General features: G+C 59.2%; 21 protein-coding genes. 10 read left to right on the top strand and 11 right to left on the bottom strand.

Annotation, left to right across the window (positions count from 1 at the left end):
• The first annotated feature begins 3 nt into the window (after positions 1-3).
• The 4 genes from AC1DNI_RS09630 (at position 4) to AC1DNI_RS09615 (ending at position 6,193) form a co-directional block, all read left to right on the top strand.
• Entirely contained in the window at positions 4-2,232 is a 2,229-nt protein-coding gene (locus AC1DNI_RS09630; RefSeq protein ID WP_477691792.1) for an ABC transporter permease, read from the top strand.
• Complete coding sequence (locus AC1DNI_RS09625) at positions 2,229-3,287, top strand: ABC transporter ATP-binding protein (protein WP_027231968.1); 1,059 nt, start codon at positions 2,229-2,231, stop codon at positions 3,285-3,287. The genes AC1DNI_RS09630 and AC1DNI_RS09625 overlap by 4 nt, the downstream gene beginning before the upstream one ends.
• A gap of 22 nt (positions 3,288-3,309) precedes the next feature.
• A complete protein-coding gene (locus AC1DNI_RS09620; RefSeq protein WP_477691715.1) occupies positions 3,310-4,110 on the top strand; it encodes an inositol monophosphatase family protein in 801 nt (266 codons plus the stop codon).
• Between the two features lie 259 nt (positions 4,111-4,369).
• Positions 4,370-6,193, top strand: a complete 1,824-nt coding sequence (locus tag AC1DNI_RS09615; RefSeq protein ID WP_477691714.1) for an acyl-CoA thioesterase — start codon at positions 4,370-4,372, stop codon at positions 6,191-6,193.
• A gap of 294 nt (positions 6,194-6,487) precedes the next feature.
• On the opposite strand, the gene AC1DNI_RS09610 is transcribed toward AC1DNI_RS09615, so the two are convergent.
• Both AC1DNI_RS09610 and AC1DNI_RS09605 read right to left on the bottom strand, forming a co-directional pair.
• Positions 6,488-8,827: a putative bifunctional diguanylate cyclase/phosphodiesterase gene (locus AC1DNI_RS09610; RefSeq protein ID WP_036814465.1), complete on the bottom strand. Its 2,340-nt coding sequence runs from the start codon at positions 8,825-8,827 to the stop codon at positions 6,488-6,490.
• A 434-nt stretch (positions 8,828-9,261) separates the two neighbouring features.
• Positions 9,262-9,564 (bottom strand): ArsR/SmtB family transcription factor, encoded by a 303-nt coding sequence (locus AC1DNI_RS09605; protein WP_027231964.1) that lies wholly within the window; start codon positions 9,562-9,564, stop codon positions 9,262-9,264.
• Between the two features lie 95 nt (positions 9,565-9,659).
• On the opposite strand from AC1DNI_RS09605, the gene AC1DNI_RS09600 reads away from it, so the two are divergent.
• The 4 genes from AC1DNI_RS09600 to AC1DNI_RS09585 all read left to right on the top strand — a co-directional run bounded on the left by AC1DNI_RS09600 (position 9,660) and on the right by AC1DNI_RS09585 (position 13,875).
• Entirely contained in the window at positions 9,660-10,757 is a 1,098-nt protein-coding gene (locus tag AC1DNI_RS09600) for an NADH:flavin oxidoreductase/NADH oxidase (protein WP_477691713.1), read from the top strand.
• Between the two features lie 607 nt (positions 10,758-11,364).
• Positions 11,365-12,405, top strand: coding sequence for a methionine ABC transporter ATP-binding protein (locus AC1DNI_RS09595; protein WP_477691791.1), 1,041 nt, complete (start codon positions 11,365-11,367; stop codon positions 12,403-12,405).
• Entirely contained in the window at positions 12,395-13,060 is a 666-nt protein-coding gene (locus AC1DNI_RS09590; protein WP_477691712.1) for a methionine ABC transporter permease, read from the top strand. The genes AC1DNI_RS09595 and AC1DNI_RS09590 overlap by 11 nt, the downstream gene beginning before the upstream one ends.
• 32 nt (positions 13,061-13,092) lie before the next feature.
• A complete protein-coding gene (locus AC1DNI_RS09585; RefSeq protein WP_153668585.1) occupies positions 13,093-13,875 on the top strand; it encodes a MetQ/NlpA family ABC transporter substrate-binding protein in 783 nt (260 codons plus the stop codon).
• 41 nt (positions 13,876-13,916) lie between these two features.
• Here AC1DNI_RS09585 and ugpC read toward each other — a convergent pair whose 3' ends face one another.
• The 9 genes from ugpC to AC1DNI_RS09540 form a co-directional block, all read right to left on the bottom strand.
• A complete protein-coding gene (ugpC, locus tag AC1DNI_RS09580; RefSeq protein ID WP_477691711.1) occupies positions 13,917-14,987 on the bottom strand; it encodes a sn-glycerol-3-phosphate ABC transporter ATP-binding protein UgpC in 1,071 nt (356 codons plus the stop codon).
• A 1-nt stretch (position 14,988) separates the two neighbouring features.
• Positions 14,989-15,837 (bottom strand): sn-glycerol-3-phosphate ABC transporter permease UgpE, encoded by an 849-nt coding sequence (gene ugpE, locus AC1DNI_RS09575; protein WP_477691710.1) that lies wholly within the window; start codon positions 15,835-15,837, stop codon positions 14,989-14,991.
• Between the two features lie 7 nt (positions 15,838-15,844).
• A complete protein-coding gene (gene ugpA, locus AC1DNI_RS09570; protein WP_477691709.1) occupies positions 15,845-16,735 on the bottom strand; it encodes a sn-glycerol-3-phosphate ABC transporter permease UgpA in 891 nt (296 codons plus the stop codon).
• Between the two features lie 65 nt (positions 16,736-16,800).
• Positions 16,801-18,111: a sn-glycerol-3-phosphate ABC transporter substrate-binding protein UgpB gene (ugpB, locus tag AC1DNI_RS09565; RefSeq protein ID WP_477691708.1), complete on the bottom strand. Its 1,311-nt coding sequence runs from the start codon at positions 18,109-18,111 to the stop codon at positions 16,801-16,803.
• A gap of 206 nt (positions 18,112-18,317) precedes the next feature.
• Positions 18,318-18,917 (bottom strand): bifunctional nicotinamidase/pyrazinamidase, encoded by a 600-nt coding sequence (gene pncA, locus AC1DNI_RS09560; protein WP_477691707.1) that lies wholly within the window; start codon positions 18,915-18,917, stop codon positions 18,318-18,320.
• Between the two features lie 54 nt (positions 18,918-18,971).
• Positions 18,972-20,129, bottom strand: coding sequence for an N-acetylglucosamine-6-phosphate deacetylase (gene nagA, locus AC1DNI_RS09555; protein WP_477691706.1), 1,158 nt, complete (start codon positions 20,127-20,129; stop codon positions 18,972-18,974).
• Positions 20,126-21,136 (bottom strand): SIS domain-containing protein, encoded by a 1,011-nt coding sequence (locus tag AC1DNI_RS09550; protein WP_477691790.1) that lies wholly within the window; start codon positions 21,134-21,136, stop codon positions 20,126-20,128. The genes nagA and AC1DNI_RS09550 overlap by 4 nt, the downstream gene beginning before the upstream one ends.
• A gap of 20 nt (positions 21,137-21,156) precedes the next feature.
• The gene (locus AC1DNI_RS09545; protein WP_027231952.1) at positions 21,157-21,942 is read right to left on the bottom strand and encodes a GntR family transcriptional regulator; all 786 of its coding nucleotides are present in this window, start codon (positions 21,940-21,942) and stop codon (positions 21,157-21,159) included.
• Positions 21,935-22,822, bottom strand: coding sequence for a glucosamine kinase nucleotide-binding domain-containing protein (locus AC1DNI_RS09540; RefSeq protein ID WP_477691705.1), 888 nt, complete (start codon positions 22,820-22,822; stop codon positions 21,935-21,937). The genes AC1DNI_RS09545 and AC1DNI_RS09540 overlap by 8 nt, the downstream gene beginning before the upstream one ends.
• Positions 22,823-23,020: 198 nt before the next feature.
• Here AC1DNI_RS09540 and AC1DNI_RS09535 point away from each other — a divergent pair, with 198 nt between their 5' ends.
• Positions 23,021-23,947 carry an N-acetylmuramic acid 6-phosphate etherase gene (locus AC1DNI_RS09535; RefSeq protein ID WP_477691704.1) on the top strand — a complete coding sequence of 309 codons (927 nt, stop codon included), beginning with the start codon at positions 23,021-23,023 and terminating at the stop codon, positions 23,945-23,947.
• 36 nt (positions 23,948-23,983) lie between these two features.
• On the top strand, positions 23,984-25,243 hold the full coding sequence (locus AC1DNI_RS09530) for an ABC transporter substrate-binding protein (RefSeq protein ID WP_477691703.1): 1,260 nt from the start codon (positions 23,984-23,986) through the stop codon (positions 25,241-25,243).
• Positions 25,244-25,318 lie beyond the last annotated feature (75 nt).

The raw sequence follows: 25,318 nt of genomic DNA, 5'->3' as shown, positions 1-25,318 counted from the left end.
GTGATGGAGCGTAGCGACCGGAGACTGAACATTGCGCTCGGCATCGGGCTCGCAGGGCTTGTCCTCGTGCCCTGGTACAGGATCGAGGCGGGATTCTATGGGCTAAGTTGGCTCAAGAATTTTCCGACAGGTTCCGCCGAAGCACCCGGCATCTTGCAGGCATTCGAATTCGGTCGTTGGAACCTGGCGCTGATCGCCTTGATCTTTGCCGTGGCCATTGCAGCAAGGTTTTTGAAGGTCTCGGCGCTTCGTTCCAACTTGTTGATTGCAGCGGGTGGTGCCGGCATCCTTTTCCTTGTCTGGCAAGGCCTTGCGATTGGATATACGGGCTGGTCGTGGACGATCAACGAGACGATGTTCGGACCGCTGGCGGATGGTCAGCCATCCATGGGCGCCGGCGCTGGGTTAACGGCTTTGGCACTCGTTCTCTTTTTCGCCTTTGGCCTTGCCGAACGCGGCGTTCTTCGCGGCGATGCCTTCGTGGTCGCGTCGATTACGCTGCTCGTGTTCCTTGTCGCGATTTTTGTGTTCTATCCTGTCGGCAGCATGTTTGTCGGCGCTTTCCAGAGCTTCGACGGGTCGTTCGATCCTTCGGGCTTTGTCCGAAACATTCAGGATCCATCAATATGGAGCCTCGATTGCGTCGTGGGCGGAAATCGGTGCGGCATTGCCTGGCGCACCTTTTTTCTGGCGGTCCTCACCGCCTCCGGATCCACCATTCTCGGACTGTGCTTCGCACTTGTCGCAACGCGCACGCGCTTCCCCTTCAAGAAGGGCCTGCGCCTGTTGACGATCCTGCCGATTATTACGCCGCCGTTCGTTATCGGCCTCGCGCTTATCCTTCTGTTCGGCCGTGCCGGTGTCGTGACCCAGCAGATCTCGCATATCTTCGGTGTTGAGCCTGGCCGCTGGCTCTATGGCCTGACTGGCATCTGGATTGCGCAGGTCCTTTCGTTTACGCCGATCTCGTTCCTTGTCCTCATCGGCGTCGTCGAAGGGGTCAGTCCTTCCATGGAAGAGGCGTCGCAGACGTTGCGTGCCGACCGCTGGCGCACCTTCTGGCGGATTTCGCTGCCGCTTATGAAGCCGGGCCTCGCCAATGCCTTCCTCATTGGCTTCATCGAGAGCATGGCGGATTTCGGCAACCCGCTCGTTCTCGGCGGGAGCCATGGCGTGCTTTCGACGGAAATCTTCTTCGCCGTCGTCGGTTCTCAAAACGATCCTTCCCGCGCCGCTGTGCTCGCGATCATCTTGCTGGTCTTTACGCTGTCGGCATTCCTCGCTCAGCGTCTCTGGCTCGCGGGCAAGAGTTTCGCCACAGTTACCGGCAAGGCCGACTCCGGTGCGCATATCGCCTTGCCGCGTTCCCTGTCGATCGGTGTCCACGCCATCGTCATCCCATGGGCGTTGTTCACCCTTGTCGTCTACGGCATGATCCTCGTCGGCGGCTTTGTCCGGACCTGGGGTCTCGACAACACCTTGACCTTCGAACATTACCAGCGTGCCTTTTCGTTCGCTTTCGAGAATGGCGCCATCGCCTGGACCGGCGTTGCCTGGAATTCGTTCTGGACGACGATGGAGATCGCGCTGATTTCCGCGCCGCTCACGGCAGCTGTCGGCTTGCTCACGGCCTATCTCATCGTTCGCCAGCGCTTTATCGGACGCAGCGTCTTTGAATTTGCACTGATGATGAGCTTTGCCATCCCCGGCACCGTCATCGGCATCAGCTATGTCATGGCCTATAATTTGCCGCCGCTTGAGATGACGGGCACCGCCCTGATCCTGGTAGCCTGTTTCGTCTTCCGCAACATGCCGGTGGGCGTGCGTGGCGGGGTTGCCGCGATGAGCCAGCTCGACAAGAGCCTCGACGAGGCGTCCCTGACCCTGCGGGCGACGAGCTTCCGCACCATCCGCAAGGTCATCCTACCGCTGCTGCGCCCGGCAATCGTAGCAGCGCTCGTCTATTCGTTCGTGAGGGCCATTACCTCGATCAGCGCGGTCATCTTCCTGGTAAGTGCACAGTACAATATGGCTACATCCTACATCGTCGGCCTCGTGGAGAACGGCGAGTACGGCGTGGCCGTCGCCTATTCGTCGATGCTTATCGTGGTGATGATCATCATAATCACCGGTTTCCAACTTCTCGTCGGGGAACGCCGGCTGCGGCGCGAGAATCGTGTCGCCACCGCCTTCGTTCCCGCCGCCGTGCCGCAAGAAAAGGCCACGTCATGAACAATCGTACCGGGTCAGTCGTCTTTACCAACGTCAAGAAGCAGTTTGGCAGCTTCACTGCCATTCACGACCTGTCGCTCGATATCGAGCCGGGAACCCTTGTGACGCTGCTGGGACCGTCAGGTTGTGGCAAGACGACGACGCTTCGCATGCTGGCCGGTCTCGAGCACCCGACCTCGGGGCGCATTCTCATCGGCGGCAAGGACGTAACGATGCTCCCCGCCAATGAGCGCGACGTCTCCATGGTCTTCCAATCCTATGCCTTGTTCCCGCATATGTCGGTCCTCGAGAACGTCGCCTACGGGCTCGAGTCATCCGGGATGAAGAAGAGCGAAGCGCGGCAACGGGCGGAAGAGGGGCTGACGCAGGTCGGCCTCGCCGGCTACGGCCAGCGACTGCCGGCAGAGCTTTCGGGCGGCCAGCAGCAGCGCGTCGCCGTTGCCCGCGCCCTGGTGCTCGAGCCACAGGTCCTGTTGCTTGACGAACCGCTCTCTAACCTCGATGCGCGCCTTCGCCGACGCGTGCGGACGGAGATCCGCGAACTTCAACAAAGGCTTGGGTTTACCGCCGTCTACGTGACGCACGATCAGGAAGAAGCGCTCGCGGTCTCCGATCGCATCATCGTGATGCAGGATGGCGTCATCGCGCAACAGGGATCGCCACGCGAACTCTACGAGGCGCCGGCGTCGTCGTTCATTGCCGATTTCATCGGCGAGGCCAATGTGGTGCCTTGCGAGGTGCTGGGCAATGACGGGACAGAGGCGATCATCCGTGTTGCCAGGCTGGAACACAGGGTGCCGGCGCGCAGCGCGCGTCCCGGGCCGGCCAGGATTGCCGTTCGGCCGAATGCCATTACCCTTGAAGCGGCGGAGGAGGCGGCATTTCCCGGCAGCATCCGACATGCGGCCTATCTCGGCGACCACGTCGAGTATGAGGTTGAAACCGAAGCCGGAACGCTTTTTGTCGTCGATCCGGCAATCGACAGGAATCTTGCACCGGCGACCAATGTGAGCATCGGCTTCCATCATCGCGGAATCGCCATTATCAACAACTGATCGCTCGTACCGAGGAAAAGACATGATATCGCATACCCAAGCGGAGCTTGAGGCTCGCTTTGCCCTTGCCAAGACAATGGCCGCAGAGGCCGGAGCGAAGGCTCTCGGCTACTTCAATGCGCGGGAACGGCTCGTGATCGAGACCAAGGCCGATCCGCATGACGTTGTTTCGATCGCCGATCGCGAGGTTGAAGATCTCATCCGCCAAAAAATCGCCGCCGCATTTCCGCAAGATGCGATCCTCGGCGAGGAACATGGCCTGAGCGCGGGAGCCTCCGGTTTCACCTGGGTCGTCGATCCGATCGACGGAACGAGCCCGTTCGTCAACGGCATGCCGACCTGGTGCGTCTCCATCGCCGTCCTTGCAGGAGAAGAGATCGCGATAGGCGTCATTCATGTCCCGTGCAACGACGAATTATACGCTGCGGCTCAAGGGCTCGGCGCTACCCTCAACGGCCGGCCGTTGAAACTCGGCTCCGACCGGACCGTCCGCAATGCGGTGACGGGCATCGGAGCCAACAGTCACGTTGCGCCAGCAGCGCTGGCGGGGATCGTGGAGCGGCTGCTCGATGCCGGGGGAAACTTCATCCGCAACGGTTCGGGCGCGCTGATGCTCGCCTATGTCGCGGCCGGGCGCCTCGTCGGCTACTATGAGCCCTATATGCATGCGTGGGATTGCATGGCGGGTTATTGCCTCGTCAAGGAGGCGGGGGGCTGGCATCACCCGTTCCCGGTTCAAGGCGAAGCGTTGACCAAGGGATCGCCGGTGCTTGCCGCCGCCGAAGGTGCCGTGGACGACCTGCGGGCAATCGCCGGGCTTTAGCCCCTTGCTCAAAATCCGGCGGGGCACTGCAACTCATACGCGAATTCCGCCGAGATCGATTGCAACGATTTTGACACTAATGGATCCTATGCTGCACCCGGTCGATATTACCGCCGGGTCGTCGATGGTGCTTCGCTGAACAGGACGAGAAATTCTGGTTCTTCACTTGCCACAACAAGCACGATCATTGACTTATCCGAGCGAATAACATCGACTAAAGTTTGAAGCTGTAGAGTTGCGTTTTTAAAGCTGGATAGTCATGACAGTCGTGCGGAATCTTTTGTGGGCGCCAACAATTGGCTTGTCCTGGCTATGGGGTCTGGGGTTCTTTTATTCGATCCACGTGACCCTCACCTATGGCTGGCTCGGATTTTTCGGCTTTGCCATCTCCAATGTCGCGGGCCTTTGGCTGTTCGGCTTTATCCTGGGGCGCACCAAGCGCTCGCCGGACCAGATCATGAAGGATATAGAGGGCCGCTACGCGGGCGTTTTCCTCCTCTTCCAGATGGCGGCGCTGGTGGTCACCATTTTCGGGTTCGTGGCCTATCTCTGGCAGCCGATCGTCGGCGAAGGCTCATCGATCGGTGTTGCGATGCTGCTGCTCTTTGCCTGCGCCATCGGCCATGCACTGACGCTGCAGCAGATCAAACTTTTGCACATCGTCTATACGGTCGTCGGCGTTTCCGCTGGGATCGTTCTTCTTATTGGCCTGCGTGAAGCCTCTACCTATCCCGGCGTGCCGCTTGCCCAGTTCGATAGCCGCTTTTACGGCCTGGTCCTACCCACGATCATTGGCTTCCTGCTCGGGCCCTGGCTGGATATCCAGCATTGGCAGCGTGCAGTCACAATCAAGCGTGAAGGCGGGAATGTCGGCCTCGCCTATGGCGTCGGCGCCCTCATATTCTTCGGCTTTCTGTTTCTGAACGCCCTGACGGCATCGGCGGTCGGTCCGATCGGCAGCATTCTTTCCATCGACGGCTTGCCGAGCGCGCAGGGCGCCGTATCGGCAGCGACGGTACTCGCCGCCGAGAACGGCCAGTCCTATCTCGCCATCGCCTTTGTCATCTGGACGACGATCGCTCTTGCATCGACTGTCGACAGCTACTACTGCGCGACGGCATGGTTCTTGAAGGGAAAGAACATGCGCAGCAACAGTCCGTTGCTGGCCCTTATCCCCGATGGGATTGCTTCGTCGCCGCTCTGGCTGCTGATCGGTGCTGTCTGGGTTGCCTTTACGGCCGTACCTGCGAACTTCTCGCTCATGTATTTCATGATGCCGTTCGCGACGCTTTTCGTGAGCGCAGCGGCAAATCTCGCCTGTGAGTCATTGGGCGCGAAGCCGAAGTTTGATCCGGTCTTGAGCTTTCTGATCGGCTGCGGATCGGCGGTTATCTTCGTCATCGGTTATGTCCAGCCGATACCGGAATTCCTGGCCCTTTCGCCGTTGATCGGCTTGATCGGCGCGCTTCCCGTCATCATCGAAATATTCGGTCCGGCCTCGAAGGCCATACCTGTTGAGATTGTCGACCAGCCAATCCGCATGATGTCACCGTCACCGATTGGCACGCCTGTCGCCCAGGGCGATGAGATGTCGCCTTCGCATGGGTTCGACGGCGAATGGTTCGTCATGCAGCTCATTCCCACCTATGACGATACGAATTCGGTCGGCAACGTCTACTTCGCCAACTATGTGCGCTGGGTTGGCAAGGCCCGCGAACTTTTCTTCAATGTTTGCATGCCGGATTTCGACCTGGCGACGACACGCTTCTATATCCTGACGCGCTCGTTCACTCATGATTACCGGCGTGAATCGAAGGAGTTCGAGCAGATCAGCGTGCGCATCAAGATCGCCAGACACAATCGCAAGTTCGTCACGCTCGAACATGAGATCCACAGCGCAACACAGGGCCTGCTCGGCCATGGCGAGCAATCGCTGATGTTCGTCGATCGGGAGAACTACAGCCCACTGGATATTCCGGGCGAAGTGATCAAGGGCTTCCTTGCCTATTGGCCCAAAGACTCGCGCCTGTCACCCAACCACCGGCCGAACATCGCGGACGTCAAGGCGAAGCGGCAGGCTTAACGATATCATCATTGGGATTGCCCCAAGGGTCCCATTGCCGGCTTGTTCGTTCAAACTGAGAATGTAAGTTCCGAAAGGTAACGAGCTCAGTGTCCGCACAGAGGCGTCGAGTGGGGTTGTCTCTATTCAACCGGGGGAGTGGTCGGTCTCGGCCTCCGGGTATCCGGATTGGCGTCCTGCAACTTTCCAAGGTGCCTTTGTCCTATGCGGGGACATCGGCTTTGCCGCGTCTTGCCGTCCTGGACAGAATTGTTTCTATTTGAACAGGGCAGGCAGCTGAACCGTCAAGGATGCTCAGCTTGCGACCTGATAGCGCTCGCTGTCGAACGTCAGAAGCTCGAAGGTCTTCTCCACCGGCTCGGCGGGGCTGAAGAGGAAGCCCTGTACCTGATCGCAGCCTTCCTTTTGCAGGCAAGCGAGCTGCTCGCGGGTTTCGACCCCCTCGGCGGTGATCTTCATGCCCATGCTGGCGCCAAGGCCCATTACCGCGCGGATGATGGCGAGACTTCCGCGATTGTGCGGCAGATCGCGCACGAAGGACTGGTCGATCTTGATCTTGTCGAACGGCATCTTGCGCAGATAGCTCAAGCTGGAATAGCCGGTACCGAAATCGTCGAGCGCGATGCTGACGCCCATGGCCCGGAACTGGCGCAGCAGCGAGATCGCGGCGACGTTGGCTTCGAGAAAGACCGATTCCGTGATTTCGAGCTCAAGACGGTTCGGCTTGAGGTTGTTCTTGCTGAGCGCGTCGCGAACGATCGAGGCGAGATCGGAATGGCGAAACTGAATCGCTGAAATATTGACGGCCACGTGGATGTCCTGCGGCCAACCGGCGGCGATGCGGCACGCTTCCTGGATGATCCATTCGCCAAGCGGGATGATATTGCCGGATTCTTCGGCGATCGGAATGAAGATCGTTGGCGAGATGAAGCCATGAACCGGGTGTTTCCAGCGCAAGAGCGTCTCGAAGCCGACTGTCTTCAGCGTTTGTGCCGAAACGATGGGCTGGAAATGCAGGATGAACTCCTGCCGGGCCAGCGCCCCGCGCAAATCCATGGCCAGGGCGCGTTTTGCCTCGATGCGCGCATCCATCTCGACTTCGTAGAAGCGGTAGCTGTTGCGGCCCTCGTTCTTGGTGCGATAGAGCGCAAGGTCAGCACAGCGCATGATGTCGTTGACGCTGTCGGTCGGCGCTATGGCAATACCGATGCTGATGTGAATGTTGATCTGGATACCATCGATCCAGAAGGGCTGGGAGATGCTCTGCACCAATTGTTCGGCAAGTTCAGTCGCCGCTGCCTGATCCGCTCCGCGCGCAAGCAGCGCGAACTCGTCGCCGGAAAGGCGTGCCACCGTGTAGGTGGCTGGCGAGGTGCCTCGCAGCCGGTCGGCCACCTGCTTGAGCAATTGGTCGCCAATGCCGTGACCGAAACTGTCATTGACGGTCTTGAACTCGTCGAGATCGATACAGAATACGGCAAAGCTGCGCAGGCCCTTCTCAAGGTCCTTGGTCGCTTGGCCGAGCTGGTCGGTAAACAGCGTGCGGTTCGGCAGGTCCGTCAGCACATCGTACCGCGCAAGATAGGAAAGCTGGTCATCGGACTGCTTGGCAGCCGTTACATCGGAGCCAACGCCGCGGTAGCCGACAAACTTGCCGGCATTGTCGAATATGGCCTTGCCAGTCAGCGACCACCAGCGTGTCTCGCCCCGAATATTGACCGGGAGAATATGGTTGCGGAATGTGGTGCGGTTTTCGATGGCCTGCCAGATGGACCCGACCTGCGTCGCTTCTTCCGCATGCGACTGGTCGACCTTGAAAAGTTGCGCGAAGGGCATGCCCTGCAATTCCTTCGTCGTCTTGGCGGCGATCTGGGCAAGGCGGGGGGAGGTGTGCTGCAGCTTGAGGTCAGCATCCGTTTCCCAGATCCAGTCACTGGCATTCTCTTCAAAATCGTAGAGCAGGAGGCTGATCACTTCCTTCTGCTGTTCAACCTTGATCTGATCCAGCGTGCGCATGACGATGAGGTTGCTCATGTGCACGATCGTGAACAGGATAAAAAGCGCGTAGAACGCGAGCAGGATTGCAATGAAAAGAAAGAAATCTTCGCCGGTAGAGGCGAGGGCGAAGAAGGATCCCGTGATGATCGTGCCGGAATAGGCGATTGCCGCAAGCGGCACGACCGCGACACCAATACCCGTGGCCATGAGACCCGCCGCAGTACAGGCAATCAACAACCGGTGATATGGGTCGGCGTCGAGGAACAGCATAAGCGGTATGCTGGCGAGGCAAATACCGTAGAGCGCAGAGACGATAATAAGGTACTTGATGGCATCGAAGCCAAGCTCTTTCACCTTCGGCAGCTTGTACCATTGCGTGCACGCGAACAGCGAACCAACGGTCAACAGCGCCACCACCGTCGCGACACCGGCGAGATACGGGCGCGGTCCGAGATTCCAGAAGACATAGGCAACGACAAATACCACGCACATCGCAACAAGCACCGTGAATGGCGCCAGTCGCAGGGCGACGTCCATCTGTTCGGCATAAACACGGCGTTTGACCGCCGGATTTATGGCGCCGCGCATTCCGAAGATCGATCGGATCGCGTCAACTGTGTGGAACTTGGACGACACGCAAAGCCCTCAAATACGTGAGTTCGTAATTCCCCATGTTAGATTTTTTACGTTCGGCATTCGTTAATGTACTTAGCATTTTTTTTAATAGTTACCAATGTCTTTATCGCCTCATAGTACATTTTCATTAAGATGATTTTTTCAAGTCGTGTATGATTAAATACGCGTTTCCGATTATAAAGAGTACTATTTCATATTGATTTGGTATAGCTATCAATTATATAAGTATAACATTGTAGAATGTTCCATTTGATTGGATTTGTATTTTCGAAGCGCGTCGATGGGTGACTGGCGTCGCGATAATGAGATAACACAACTAGCTGTAAGCGTTCGCGTGTACTTCATTAATAATTGGTCATTTGATCGCCGATGAAGTTCGGCCGCCCCAAGGTCTGATAAATTATAGACCTTTGTTCGCAGAAATATCATTTTGTTCAGCGAGGGACGGAGAGAATGGCCCCCAGCAGTCCGGGAAAAGCGCTGTCCAGATCGTCTCGGCGCAGGGTATTCATGTGTGACGTTCCATCGTTGCGGGTGTGGACGATGCCCGACTCTCGCAGCACCCGGAAATGGTGCGACATGCTGGATTTGGGGCGCCCGCCGTCAAGTGCAGCGCATGTCGCCTCACCCTCGCGCGCAAGTTGCCGCACTATGGAGAGGCGCACCGGGTCGCTCAGGGCATATAGAACCGACTCGACCTGCAATTCGGAAACGGATGGATGACGGAACTGTCTCATGGCCGATAAAGTAGCACAAAATTTTGTGTATTGCTATTGTTCGAATATTATCGAACTATCAAAGAAATTCTGCAAGCCAGATTGGAGAATAATATATGGCATCGCTTTTTGACCCGTTCACCCTCAAGGACGTCACGCTGCGCAATCGCATCGCTGCATCGCCCATGTGCCAGTATTCCGCCAATGACGGTCTCGTCAACGATTGGCACAGCGTGCATCTCGGGTCGCTCGCGCGCGGTGGCGCAGGTCTCGTTGTGGTCGAGGCAACCGGCGTCTCGCCTGAAGGGCGGATCACCCCGAATTGCGTGGGTCTGTGGAACGACGAACAAGCCGCTGCCCTTGCACCGAATGTGCAGTTGATCAAGGATGCTGGTGCCGTTCCGGGAATCCAGATCGGTCATGCCGGACGCAAAGCCAGTGCGAACCGGCCCTGGGAAGGCGACGACCATATCCCGGCCGGCGATCCGCGTGGCTGGGAAACAATCGCGCCATCACCGATCGCCTATGGCGGAGGCCTCAGCAAAGTGCCGCATGAGATGACCAAAGCCGATATTGAACGCGTCAAGCAGGCATTCGTCGATAGCGCCAAGCGCGCGCTGGCGAGCGGCTTTCAATGGCTGGTGCTGCACTTCGCCCACGGCTATCTGGCGCAGAGCTTCCTTTCCAGGCACTCGAACCAGCGCACCGACGAATATGGCGGCAGTTTTGAAAACCGCAGCCGCTTCCTGCTTGAGACACTGAAGGCAGTGCGCGCCGTCTGGCCGGAAAACCTGCCGCTCGCTGCGCGTCTCGGCGTCATCGAGTTTGACGGCAATGACGAGGAAACCCTGGGCGCGGCAATTGAGCTGATCAAGCAGATGAAGGCGGAAGGGCTCGATTTCATCGATGTCAGCATCGGCTTCTCCCTCGGCAAGGCGGATATTCCCTGGGGACCGGCGTTCCTCGGTCCGATTGCAGCGCGCGTGCGCCGCGAAACGGCGTTGCCGGCCTCGACCTCCTGGTACATCAGCACGCCGCAACAGGCCGAGGGGCTTGTGCGCGATGGTTCGGTCGATCTCGTCATGCTGGCGCGTCCATTGCTCGCCGATCCGCATTGGCCATACAAGGCAGCGACGGAACTCGGCGTGGAAAAGCCTGCCTGGATTCTGCCAGCGCCCTATGCGCATTGGCTCAATCGCTATCGGGCGGCATAGGCGCGTTGCGCGCACTGCAACTAGATCCTGGGATGCTTGGAAACGCAGTGTCATGAGCCAGGCTTCGGAGAGAGGAACGAGCTTTCGCCCGTCCCTCTCTTTCTTGGAGGTTGAATCGAGCCCGGACTGTGCCTCGCCCGCCCGTCCGGGTTGGAGTTTTGCCAAACGGCGAAACCGAAGCGATGTCCCCCAGGTTTGAGAGCAAGACCGTTGCCACGGTCGGAGGCCGATCTCCCGACGCAGCGGCTGGCTCTGCGCTTGCGCATTGAAAGCCGTAAGCTCTTCGGTTGTTTTAGAATGCGAATCCTGAAACCTGCCAAAATATGAAACAGGCTTCGTGTCGTCTGAGGCGGCCTTTGCTTATGTTCGGGCACCGGCAAATGCCGCGCCATCCCATTCCAACCTGCCTGGTCGCTCAACCTGAAATGTTCATGCCCGTCTCCAACCTCTATCGAAAATTGCAGATGGTCTGTATAGACGGTCGCAAACAGGCAACAGGGCGGGTGTGCGAGCACCGCAAATGAACATGGCAATTGTGAAAAACAGGGCTAAGGGCCCGGTTGCCGTGGCGGCAAATGATGAGCCGGCCACGCAAGCCACCAAACCGATGGTCGCATTCGAGCAGGTCTCCAAACGCTTCGCGGCTGGCCGCAGCAGCAACGAAGTGGTCGCGCTCGACAATGTTGACCTTGTCGTGCCACGGGGGTCGGTGACCGGAATCATCGGTCGTTCCGGCGCTGGCAAGTCAACCTTGATCCGCCTCGTCAATGGGCTGGAAAGGCCGACCACCGGCCGCGTGCTTGTCGACGGCGTTGATGTTGCGGGGTTAGGCGAGAAGGACCTGCGCTCCGTGCGCCGCGCCATCGGCATGGTCTTTCAGCATTTCAATCTGCTGTCGTCGCGCACTGCCTTCGACAACATCGCTTTGCCGCTCGAAATCGCGGGTGTGGACAGGCAAGCCATCGAGAAGCGGGTGACGCCGCTCCTTGAGCTTGTCGGACTCTCCGACAAGCGCGACCGTTATCCATCCGAACTTTCGGGCGGACAGAAGCAGCGCGTCGGCATTGCCAGAGCGCTTGCGACCGAGCCGAAGCTGTTACTCTCCGACGAGGCGACCTCGGCGCTCGATCCGGAAACGACGCGCTCGATTCTGGACCTCCTGCGGAAGATCAACAAGGAACTCGGCCTGACCGTCCTGCTGATCACGCATGAGATGGAAGTCGTGAAGACGATTGCCGACCATGTCGCAGTGATCGACGGCGGCCGTATCGTCGAGTCGGGGCCGACATTCGACGTCTTCACCGGCCATACCCATGCAACAACCCGGGCGCTCCTTGGCGGTCTTGCCGGCATGCGCTTGCCCGAATTTCTGACCAAGCGGATGTCGAGCGAACCGCATGATGGTTCGCGCACGATACTGCGCGTTATCTTCAAGGGCGAAAATGCCACCGAACCGATGTTGGCCCGGCTCGGCAGCGATCTTGGCATCGAAGTCAACATTCTGGCTGGCGCCGTGGACGAAATCGCCGGGCGTCCGTTCGGCATGCTCGTCGTTTCGCTGCGTGCCGATGAGGCGAAGATCGCCGAGGCGCGGCAATTCCTTGCCCAACATGGCCTGGCTTCGGAGGTGGTTGGCTATGTCTCCTGATATCATCGCGCTTATCGTCAAGGCGACGGGCCAGACGCTCTACATGGTTGCGGTTGCCGGTCTCGTCGGCTCGTTGTTTGGCATTCCGCTCGGCGTATTTCTGGCAACGAGCGGGCGCGGCGAACTCTTTCCTGCGCCCTCGGTCAACAAGGTTCTGGGCGCGATCGTCAACGCGACCCGCTCGACGCCGTTCATCATTCTCGTCGTCGCGATCATTCCGTTCACGCGCCTTGTGGCGGGGACTTCCATCGGCACCAGCGCCGCGATCGTTCCCCTGACCATCGCGACCATCCCCTTTATTGCCCGCCTCGTCGAGACGGCGATCCGCGAAGTCGATCCCGGATTGACGGAAGCTGCCCGCGCCATGGGCGCAAGCCCGATACAGATCGTATTCAAGGTTTTGCTTGCAGAAGCGCGCCCCGGTATCGCCTCGGCCTTGACGCTCAGCGTCGTCAGCCTGATCGGCTATTCGGCCATGGTCGGGGCCGTGGGCGGCGGCGGACTTGGCGACCTCGGCATCCGCTATGGCTACCAGCGTTTCATGCCCGATGTGATGGCCGTTGTCGTCGTGGTTCTCATCGTCCTCGTGCAACTCGTCCAAAGCGCCGGCGACAGGCTGGCGCGCCAGTTCGACAAGCGTACGCGTCCGCGCTGAGCTTGTTATTCTTCAAAAGACAGGAGTTAGAAATGTTGAAGAGATTTCTTGCCACCGCTGCTTTCGCGGCTGTTCTGGGTGCATCCAGCGCCTGGGCCGAAACGATCAAGATCGGCGTCACGCCGGGCGAGCACGCGCAGATCATGGAAAAGGTCAAGGAGATCGCCAAGCCGAAGGGTCTCGATATCGAAATCTTCGAGTTTTCCGACTATGTCGTGCCGAACCAGGCGCTGAACGACGGCGAGCTCGATGCCAATTCCTTCCAGCATAAGCCCTATCTCGATAACCAGATCGCCGACCGCAAGTTTGACATTGTCGATGTCGCCTACACGGTCAATTTCCCGATGGGCGTCTATTCGAAGAAGGTCAAAAGCTTCGATGAACTTGCCGAAGGCGCGACGATCGCCATTCCGAACGATCCTACCAATGGCGGCCGTGCTCTGCTGATCCTTGCCGACAAGGGCGCGATCAAGCTGAAGGAAGGCGCCGGTCTGAAGGTCACCGTCAACGACATCGCCGAGAACCCGAAGAACTTCAAGTTCGTCGAACTCGACGCCGCGCAATTGCCGCGGTCGATCGACGATGTGGATGCTGCCGCGATCAACACCAATTACGCGCTGGAGGCTGGCCTCGATCCGATGAACGGCACCATCCTCAAGGAAGGTGAAAAGGCGCCTTACGTCAACCTGATCGCGGTTCGCACGGCCGACAAGGACAAGCCCTGGGTGAAGACGCTGATCGAGTCCTACCACTCCGATCCGGTCAAGCAGTTCATCCTCGACAAATACAAGGGTGCAGCTGTTCCCAGCTGGTAATCTACTAAATAGAGGCATCTCCCAAAAGGAGGTGCCTCGCCTCAGATGCGCTTCCCCCTGGCGTCGAACAGGTGGAGCTTTTCCTTTAGGACGATCACCCGCAAATGATCGCCTGGCTCGACGACGGATCGCCCGGCCACCCGCACGACCACTTTGTCACCGCCTATATTGCCGTAGACATAGCTCTCCGCACCGACCGGCTCGACGCCGCGAACGGTCAGGTCCAATAGCAACCCGCCGATATGTTGCTGGCTTCCAGCCGCAACCTCGAGATCTTCCGGCCGAAAACCGATCTGCGCTCCCTCTGCTGGAATTGCGAGGCCCTCAGCGCCGATATGCGTGCCATCCTTCAGGAGAAGACCGGCACTGTTTGCTGTAACATGAACAAGGTTCATCGGCGGCGCGCCGATGAAGCTCGCAACGAAGGTGCTGGCCGGCTTTTCATAGATGTCGAGCGGCGCCCCGATCTGCTCGACGACACCGCCATTCATCACGACGAGAATATCGGCGAGCGTCATCGCTTCGAGCTGGTCATGGGTGACATAAACGCTGGTCACGCCGAGTTGCCGTTGCAGGTTCTTGATCTCGACGCGCATCTGGCCACGCAGCTTCGCGTCGAGGTTGGAAAGCGGCTCGTCGAACAGGAACACTTTCGGATTGCGCACAATCGCGCGGCCCATGGCGACGCGCTGGCGCTGGCCACCGGAAAGTTCGCGCGGGCGGCGCTCAAGCAGGTGCCCGAGTTCGAGCGTCTGCGCTGCTTCCCGCACGCGCTTGTCGATCTCACCCTTCGGCATGCCGCGATTGCGCAGGCCGTAGGCCATATTATCGTAGACCTTCATGTGCGGATAAAGCGCGTAGTTCTGGAACACCATAGCGATGTCGCGTTCCGCCGGGCCAAGGTCGTTGACCACGGAATTTTCAATCTTGAGCACGCCTTCGGTGATCGTTTCGAGACCCGCGATCATCCGGAGCAAGGTCGATTTCCCGCAGCCTGACGGCCCGACGAGCACGCAGAGCGCGCCATCGTCGATGGCGATATTAATGCCCTTCACCGCCTCGACGCCGCCGCCATAGACCTTGCGGATGTTGGTCAATTCCACGCTTGCCATTTCATTTCTCCGTTTCGACCAATCCGCGCACGAACCAGCGTTGCATCAGGACGACGACGAGGATCGGGGGGAGAATGGCGAGAATGCAGGTAACCATCACCAGATGCCATTCGGTGTCGGCGTCGGCGAAGGAGATCATCTTGCGCAGGCCGACGACGATGGTCGACATGTCGTTGCGATTTGTCATGAGAAGCGGCCAGAGGTACTGCGTCCAGCCGTAGATGAAAAGAATGACGAACAGCGCCGCAATGTTGGTTTTCGACAGCGGCAGCAGAATGTCCTTGAAGAATCGCCAAGGGCCGGCGCCATCAACGCGTGCCGCCTCGACGAGTTCGCCCGGAATGGTCATGAAGAACTGGCGAAACAGGAGCGTCGCGGTCGCCGAGGCCATGAGCGGCAAAGTAAGGCCCGTATAGGTATCGATGAGGCCAAGATCGACCATGACCTTGTAGGTCGGCAGGATGCGCACTTCGACCGGCAGCATCAGTGTGATGAAGATCAGCCAGAAGAAGAACATGCGGCCGGGAAAGCGGAAGAACACGATGGCATATGCCGAAAGCAGCGAGATGATGATCTTGCCGATGGCGATGCCAAGCGCCATGACCACCGTGTTCCAGAGGAGGCGATCAACGCCGACGCCGCCGATGCGCCCGACACCGCCGAACAGCGCCGAAGAATAATTCTCCCAGAAATGGCGGCCCGGCAGCAGCGAAAGCGGCGGCCGGATAATTTCCTGCAGCGTCTGCGTCGAGGCGACGAATGTATAATAGATCGGGAAAGCGACGACGACGATCCCAAGGATGAGAACGAAGTGTGCAATCAGGCGGCCGATGGGGTTGTTCTGGATCATGGTCACCTCAGCCGTAATGGACTTTGCGTTCGACATAGCGGAACTGGATCGCCGTCAAGGCGATCACGATGATCATGAGGATCACCGACTGCGCCGCCGAATCGCCGAGGATGAGATTGACGAAGCCGTCATTGTAAACCTTGTAGACGAGCGTCTCGGTTGCCTTACCCGGACCGCCGCCGGTCACGGCGTGAATGATGCCGAACGTGTCGAAGAAGGCGTAGACCGTGTTGACGACGAGAAGAAAGAACGTCGTTGGGGCAAGGAGCGGAAAGACGATGGTCCAGAACCGCTTGTTCTCACCGGCACCGTCGATGGCGGCAGCCTCAATCAGCGATTTTGGAATAGATTGCAGCCCGGCAACGAAGAACAGGAAATTGTAGCTGATCTGCTTCCATGCCGCGGCGGAAACAACCAGAACCATCGCCTGGTTGCCGTTGAGCAGCGGGTCCCAGTTATAGCCGGCGGAACGGGCGAGATAGGCGAGCGTCCCCATCGATGGATTAAACAGGAACAGCCACAACATGCCGGCGATGGCGGGCGCAACGGCGTAGGGCCAGATGAGCAGCGTGCGGTAGATGTTTTTGCCGCGGATGACCTTGTCGGCCATGACGGCGAGAAGCAACGCGATCGTCATGGCGATAAGCGTCGTGGCGACCGAAAAGACGATCGTGGCCTGCAGCGAATTCAGATAGTTGGGATCGCTGATGACCCGCCTGAAATTGCCAAGGCCGACAAATTGTGTCGACAGGCCGAAGGGGTCTTCGCGCAGGACGGACTGATAGATCGCCTGCGATGCCGGCCAGTAGAAAAAGATGAGCGTGATGGCAAGCTGGGGCGCCAGCAGTAAATAGGGCAGCAGCTTGTTGGGAAACGTCACGTTGTTGGACGATGCCATGAATGCCTCACATTAAAGGAAATCCCGGCCGCAAGGGCTTGCGGCCGGGTTTCAGACGGAAGGGCTTATTGGCCGAGCGCCTGCTTGATCGCGGCATTGCCGCGCTTGACGGCATTGTCGAGCGCCTGCTGCGCCGTCTGTTTGCCGGCTAGCATGTTCTCGAACTCTTCATTCTCGATATCGCGTACCTGCGGCAGGTTGACGAGGCGCACGCCCTTGGAATTTTCCGTAGGAGCCTTGCCCAGCATCTGCTTGATCGGGATCTCGCGCGCCGGGTTCTTGTCGTAGAAACCGGATTTCTTGGTTGCCTCATAGGCCGCCATCGTCACCGGCAGATAACCCGAGACCTGATGCAGGCGAGCCTGGATATCGGTCTTCGACAGGAAATTAAAGAAGGCGGCTACACCCTTGTACTGCTCGTCCGACTTGCCGGCGAAGACCCAAAGCGAGGCGCCCCCCGGAATCGTGTTCTGCGGCGCTCCTTGCGCACCTGCCTCGTAGGGAAGCTGGCCGGTGCCGAAATTGAGGCCCGACTTTACCACGTCGCCAAGGCCGCCTGACGATTCAGTGAAGATGGCGCATTCGCCTGAGGTGAACAGCTGTTTTGCTTCGGAGGTACGACCGCCGTAACGGAAGGTGCCATCCTTGGCGAGGTCGGCGATCTCCTGGAAGTGCTTGACGAAGGTCGGCGCGTTGATCTTCAACTCGACATCGGTGGCAGCGATGCCGTTCTCGTTGGTGCCCCACGGCAGATTGTTCCAGGCCGCGTAATTTTCGGTCTGGATCCAGGTGAGCCAGGTCGAGGTGAAGCCGCAAGACGCTGCACCGCTGGACTTGATCTTCTTGGCGGCGTCCCACACTTCCGTCCAGGTTTTTGGCGGATTGTTCTCATCGAGGCCAGCCTTCTTGAAGGCGTCCTTGTTGTAGTACAGGATCGGTGAGGAGCTGTTGTAGGGGAAGGACAGCATGGTGCCGTCAGGCTTGGAATAATAGGCGACGATGCCCGGCAGATAGAGGCTCTTGTCGAACTTCGAGCCGCCCATGGAAAGAATGTCAGCAACCGGCTTGACCGCGCCTTCCGCGCCCATCATCACGCCAGTACCGGCGTCAAATACTTGAAGAATGTCCGGGGCCTGCTTGGCCCGGAATGCGGCGATGCCGGCATTCAATGCTTCCGGGTAGGTTCCCTTGAAAACCGGAACAACCTTGTAGTCGCCCTGGCTCGCGTTGAATTCCTTAGCCAGCGTCTCGACAACTTCATTGTTGGCGCCGGTCATTGCATGCCACCAGCTGATTTCGGTGACGGCGAAGGATGCGGTGGAGGAGGCAAGGACAAGGCCAAATGCAAGGCTCAACGAGGTAATACGATAGGTCATATCAATCTCCCATGGATGAAGGCGTCATCTATAGTGCGCTTGATGCCAGTATCTCTATTATGTGACAAACAGACAACAGTAATGTGCCTTGTCCGGTTCCGCCTGTGGAAAAAATGCGCAGCTGTTCATTCGCCGGCGACGGCCGAGGCTGCGGGGCGGTTCCGGGATCGCGGCGCACCTGCCGATGATTTATTTGCCGGCTATGGTCAGACGAGGGTGACGCCGGCCTTGCGCATTTCGCCGACCATGGCGGCCAGCGAACCGCCGAGATTGATGCCGCGGCAGGCATCGAGAAGAACATCGGCGGCAAAGCCGTGCTCCACGGCGTCGAGCGCGGAATAGGCCACGCAGTAATCCGTGGCAAGTCCGGCAAAGGTCACATTGGTAATCCCCCGGTCACGCAAATAGCCGGCGAGGCCAGTTGGGGTCTGGCGGTCGTTCTCGTAAAAGGCCGAGTAGCTGTCGATGTGATGGCGGAAACCCTTGCGGATGACGAGTTCGGCCTTGGTCCATTCCAGCTCGGCATGAAATTCGGCCCCGACGCTGCCCTGGATGCAGTGATCGGGCCACAGCGTCTGATTGCCGTAGAACATCGGAATAGTCTCGAAAGGTGCCTTACCGGGATGGGTAGAAGCGAAACTCGAGTGACCGCCGGGATGCCAGTCCTGTGTCAGGATGACATGGTCGAAGCGCATGATCAGCTTGTTGATGATCGGAATGATCTCGTGGCCACCTTCAACGGCGAGGGCGCCGCCCGGGCAAAAATCATTCTGAACATCAACGACGATCAACGCGTCCTTGGCCATATCCATCTCCAATGTCTCGTGAAGAATTCAAGTATGACCAATCGGCGAGCCGCGTCAACGCGCGTAATGCAGATCGCCGTCGATCCATACCTGATTGACGTCGAGCCGATCGTCAAGATGCACGATGTTGGCGACGTAACCGGGCAGAAGGCGACCGTAATGGTGGTCGATGCGCAGGCTCTCCGCCGGATAGAGCGAGGCCATCCGCAAGGCTTCTTCCAGTGGTAGACCAAGCTCGTTGTGCACGAAACGCACCGCTGAAATCATGTCGAGGTCGGCGCCCGCAAGCGTTCCGTCGTCGAGTGTCAGGCGTCCGCCGGCGCGGGTTATCCGGCGCCCGTTCAGCGTGAACGAGGTGATGTCGGTGCCGATGGTCGACATGGCGTCGGTGACGAGGAAAATGCGCGACGGCCCTTGCTTGGCTCTGATGGCAATTGCCATCGATGCCTTGTCGACGTGGAACCCATCGGCGATAAGACCGGCGGAAAGCTCGCCCGACTGCAGCACAGCACCAACGACCCCGGGGCTGCGATGGCCAAGCTGGCTCATGGCGTTGAACAGATGTGTCGCCATGGTCGCGCCGGCTTCCGTTGCGGCGAGGGCGACTTCGTAGGACGCGCCACTATGACCGAGGCTGACAATGACGCCGGCATCGGTCAAAGCCTTGATCTTGTCGGCGGGAACCGTCTCAGGCGCCACCGTGGTCAGGAGCACAGGCAATTGTTGTGCCGCCTCGATAAGCGCGACAAGATCGGCATCCTCCATGGGCCGGATGAGCTTCGGGTCGTGCGTCCCTTTGTGGGATACCGAAAGGTGGGGCCCTTCGATATGAAGTCCGATGAAGCCCGTCACCTTGTCGAGCGCGGCAGCCTTGCCGGCATTCAGCGCCGCCGCGGTGATTTCAGGCGTGTCGGTAATCAGCGTCGGCAGCAGGGCGGTCGTCCCGAAGGCGAAATGCGCATCGCAGATCGTCCGGATGACGTCGACACTCGGACCGTCGTTGAGAAGGACGCCGCCGCCGCCATTGACCTGGATATCGATAAACCCGGGCACCAGCTTGCCGCCGCCGAGTTCGACACGGCGGATATCGTCCGGCAGGGCGGCGCCGGAAATGCTCGAGACAACGCCCTTGTCGATGACGAGCGCCGCGTCGCTATGCCAGTTCGCGCCGTCGAAGATCTCGGCGCCCGTCAATGCGTAGGCGGTGCTCATATTGTTTCCGTCACCTTGCGCAGATGCGGTGGTTCGTCGGGATTGAGGCCGCGGCTGCGGGCAAATCCTTCCACGAAGGCATAGAACGAAACAAGCAGGGCGAGCGGATCGGTGAGTGGGTGCGATGTGGCGACGAAGGGCAGCGCAGTTGCCTTCGACGGCTTTGATGAGGTGAGGAACACCGCCGCGCCCTGCTCGGCGAGGCGGTCCGCCGCTTCAACAAGCGAATCTTCGGCAGCGTCGCGCGCCGCCAGAACCAGCACGGGGAAGCCCTTGCCGACAATGGCCTTCGGCCCGTGCATCACTTCCGCGCCGCTATAAGACTCGGCATGAACGCCGCTCGTCTCCTTGAACTTCAATGCCACCTCATTGGAGATAGCAAGGGAAGGCCCGCGACCAAGCACGAACAGCGAGTTTTCGTCCTTGAGTGCACCGGCAAAGGGCGACCAATCACATTCGACGGCTTTGGCCAGCGCGTCGGGTAGGGCATCGATAGCGGTCAGCAGCTTTTTGTCCTCGGTCCAGTGGCCGATGAGCGCCAGACCGGCAACGGCGGAACTGACGAAGGATTTGGTCGCCGCCACGCTGCGCTCGGGACCAGCGAGAATATCGATGGGGAAATCGCTCGCATTGGCAAGGTCGGAATTGATGACGTTGGTGATTGCGATGGTGAGCGCGCCGCTCTCGCTTGCCGCGCGAGTCATGCTGACGATGTCCGGGCTCTTGCCCGATTGCGATATAGAGAGCGTCGCTGCTTCGGCGAGCTTCAGCGTCACGCCATAGATCGAGGCGACCGATGGCCCGAGCGAAGCGACCGGAACCCCGGCGGTCAACTCGCTCGAATATTTGAGAAACGAACAGACATGGTCCGACGAGCCGCGAGCAATCGAGGCGAGGAATGGCGGGTTCTTCTCGCGCAGCTTCGCGCCGGCAGCGGCAAGGGTTTCGCGGGAACTTTTGAGGAACCGTTCTGTCACCGCGGGAATGGAAAGGATTTCCTCCCGCATGAGGGTGGTCGTTTTGGTCGTCAAAGCACTGCTCCTGATATTTCGGAAGAGTCGCCAAGCTTCAGCTCGGCCACAAATTCATAGGCATCCGCACGGTAGATCGATCGGGTGAACTCGATGACCTTGCCCGATTCCAGATAGGATATGCGCTCTATATTCAGGCTGGCGGAGCCGGCCGGAACCTGGAGCAATGTAGCATCATTTTCCTTCAAGATGGCCGCAGAAATGCGCTGGATGGCGCGCACCGGGCGGTTGCCCCCTTCGGCCAGCACCGCATAGAGCGAGACTGTGACCAACTCGGGATTCGGCAGCACGTTGATGGACAGCGCAGCGCGTTCGATGGCCATGGGCGTGTCGTTGGCAACGCGCAGGCGGCTGATCCGCGCCACCTTTTCCCCCGAGGAAAGTCCGAGCGTGACCATCTCTTCGGGTGAGGGCGCATAGATACCGCGATCAAGCCAGGTAGAGCGCACCACCATGCCGCGCCGGGCCATGTCTTCTGTGAACGAGGTAAGGTGCGACAGCGATTGCTCGACACGGGCCGAGCGCGGTGCAACGAAGGTGCCCGAGCCATGCCGCTGCACGAGCAGGCCGCTGTTGACGAGACCCTGCACGGCCTTGCGCACCGTGACGCGTGAAATCTCGGCCATCGCCGCAAGTTCGCGCTCAGGCGGCAAGGCGTCGCCGGGCCGCAGCATGCCGTCGCGCACCGCATTCTCGATAAGCCGCTGGAGCTTTACATAAAGTGGGCCGCCGCTTGCCTGCTCGTTGAGCGAAGGAAGAATGTCAATCAGACCGTCAGCCATGCATATGCTCCACGCCTGCGCCGGAAAAGTGATGCACGGCGAGTTGGACCGCGCCCGTCAGGGGATCGTTGAGCGGCTCCTGCAGCCGGGCCTTGTAACGTGGTGAAAGCAGGGGGCCGTAGAGCGAGCCAAGCCCGCCGAGGAGGGAAAGGTGGCTCTCGTCCGATGGCATCACTGCATCAAGACCTTCTTCGATGTTCCGGACTGAGCGCCCGATCAGCGCGACGGCAACCGGATCCTCCAGCGAAGCATATTCGAACAGCATCGGTGCAAATGTACCGAAATCGCCCGGGCTTGCGGAATGGGCGAACTGGACAATCTGGTGCGGATTGCCGCCGAAGCGCCGCATGACTGCGTCGGTCAACGCCGAGGAGGGGTGAAACCCGTCATAGGCAAGCAATGTCTCTTCCAGCAGGTCGCGTCCGAGGCGCGCGCCACCGCCAAGATCGCTGACCTTGAAGCCCCATCCGCCGGCAAAACGTATCTCTTCTCCCGATCGGGTGACATAGACCGAGCCGGTGCCGACAATGACCACCGTTCCGTCCGCATCGCCGAGCGCGCCCTGCAGGGCAATGACACCGTCGGAATAGACCAGCGCGTTCTTGAAGGGGAGCATTGCCTGGAGCTGCGCGCCATTGCCGCCGACATTGGCACCGGCGAGCCCCAGGACAGCAGACGCAGAAGCGACAAGCGACGTGGACACTCCGGCAGCCGTGAAGGCAGCTTCGGTTGCGTCGAGTATATTCATTCGCGCAGTATTCATGTCGGTCATGATATTGGCGGAACCGCTTTTGCCCGTGGCCAGAATCCGGCCGCCCGCATCGGCCAGCGCCGCCCTGCAGCTCGTTCCACCACCATCGATTCCCACGAGATAATTCACGTTTCACCGTCCTCCACGAGTAGAATACCAATAAAATACCAATAGCCAAGTGTTAATTCGTGCATTTTGTACATTTCCAATATACCATTGAATAAATTAAACAAAAACCTCGGAAAACTTGACCGAACAGAAATTTTTTAAGATTTGCTGGACAAGTGGTATTTTTTTGGCATTATTTATCGCAACGAGGAGAGAGTGGTGGCAGTTTCCCGCACAGAGGAGCGCAATGAGAGGGCATTCGGGCTGGACGAACGTTCGCCGGAAGATGTTCTGCAATTGCTGCATGAAGCGCAAATCGAGGCGGCCGCCTCGGTATCGCAGGCGCTTGGCTCCATTGCCGAAGCCGCCACTCTGGCCGCCCATACGCTCGCATCGGGTGGTCGTCTGGCTTATGCCGCCGCCGGCAGTTCCGGCCTGATGGCGCTTGCGGATGCACTTGAAATCCCCGGGACCTATGGGATATCCCCTGAGCGCATCGTCATCCTTATTGCCGGCGGCATTGCCAGCCTTGGTCGTCTTGCCGGTTCCTATGAAGACGATACCAGCCAAGCGACCGCGGACATCGCGGCCGCCGGACTTGGCGCCGGCGACTGCCTGATTGCGGTTTCGGCAAGCGGTACCACGCCCTATGCGCTCGCCGCCATTGAAGCTGGCAAACAGCGTGGGATGAAGGTCATTGCCATTGCCAACAATCCGGCCGTTCCGCTGTTCGACAAGGCCGATATTGCGATCACGCTGGAGACCCCGCCGGAAATGGTTGCCGGATCGACGCGCATGGGCGCAGGCACGGCACAGAAGATTGCGCTCAACCTTCTGTCGACCCTGATGGCGATCCATCTCGGCCATGTCCATGACGGCTATATGGTCAATCTTACCGCCGACAACCTCAAGCTGCGCGACCGCGCGGCCGCAATCGTCGCTGCGGTGGGAGGATGCGAACGCGGCGACGCGGTCAGGCTGCTCGAAGCGAGCGGCGGCTCGGTCAAGGCGGCAATTCTGCTCGCCGCCGGTGCGGAAAGCCCGCAAAAGGCATTGGAAATTCTCGAAAGCAATCAACAGAGGCTTCGCCCGTCGCTTTCGGAAATTGGTCGTAAAGACCTCAAGGAGAGCTTCGGCTCTCGTTAACGGCACAGCTCGCAAGGGGTGCAACAGGAGACTAAAATGGGAAGCACGACTTTAAAATCACTGCTTATGGCGACGAGCATCCTGGCTACGGCCGGTTTTGCCCACGCCGCAGACACCACGCTGACGATCGAAAGCTGGCGCACCGACGATCTTGCCATCTGGCAGGAGAAACTGATCCCGGCATTCGAAGCCAAGAACCCCGGCATCAAGGTCAAGTTCGCGCCAACGCCGCCGACGGAATATGACGCGGCTCTCGGTGCACGCTTCGATGCGGGCAGCGCCGGCGACATCATCACCTGCCGTCCGTTCGACAAGTCGCTCGAGCAGTTCAAGCGCGGCAACCTTGCCAGCCTCAACGACCTCTCGGGCATGAAGAACTTCTCGGACGTCGCCAAGGCCGCATGGACCACTGATGACGGCAAGGACGCGTTCTGCGTGCCGATGGCTTCGGTTATCCATGGTTTCATCTACAACAAGGATGCATTCGACAAGCTCGGCATTGCGATCCCGACCACCGAGGCAGAGTTCTTCGCCGCGCTCGACAAGATCAAGGCTGACGGCACCTATATCCCGATGGCCATGGGCACCAAGGACCTCTGGGAAGCTGCGACCATGGGCTACCAGAACATCGGACCGACCTACTGGAAGGGTGAAGAAGGCCGCGCCAAGCTGATCAAGGGCGAGGAAAAGCTGACCGATGCCGATTGGGTCGAGCCCTACAAGGTGCTCGCCAAGTGGAAGGACTATCTCGGCGACGGTTTCGAAGCCCAGACCTATCCGGACAGCCAGAACCTCTTCACGCTCGGCCGAGCTGCGATCTATCCGGCCGGCTCGTGGGAAATCGGCCTGTTCAACACGCAGGCCCAGTTCAAGATGGGGGCATTCCCGCCGCCGGTTAAGAACGCCGGCGATGCTTGCTACATCTCCGACCACAACGATATCGGTGTCGGCCTCAACGCCAAAAGCGCGCATCCTGAAGAATCCAAGAAGTTCCTCGAATGGGTCGCTTCGCCGGAATTCGCTGAAATCTACGCCAATGCGCTGCCGGGCTTCTTCAGCCTGAACTCGACAGCGGTGAAGATGCAGGACCCGCTGGCGCAGGAATTCGTTTCCTGGCGCGAGAAGTGCAAGCCGACGATCCGCTCGACCTACCAGATCCTGTCGCGCGGCACGCCGAACCTCGAAAACGAAACCTGGGTTGAATCAGCCAACGTGATCAACGGCACCGATACGCCGGAAGTTGCCGCCAAGAAGCTGCAGGACGGTCTCGACAGCTGGTACAAGCCGGCCAAGTAAAACAACGATAGCCGGAGCGTCCGTGAGGGAGGCTCCGGCTATTTCTTTATCGGAACATTGGGCGCTTCTTGCGCT

Source organism: Phyllobacterium sp. 01N428 (genome assembly GCF_056399405.1).
This window is presented reverse-complemented; position numbering and strand designations above follow the sequence as displayed.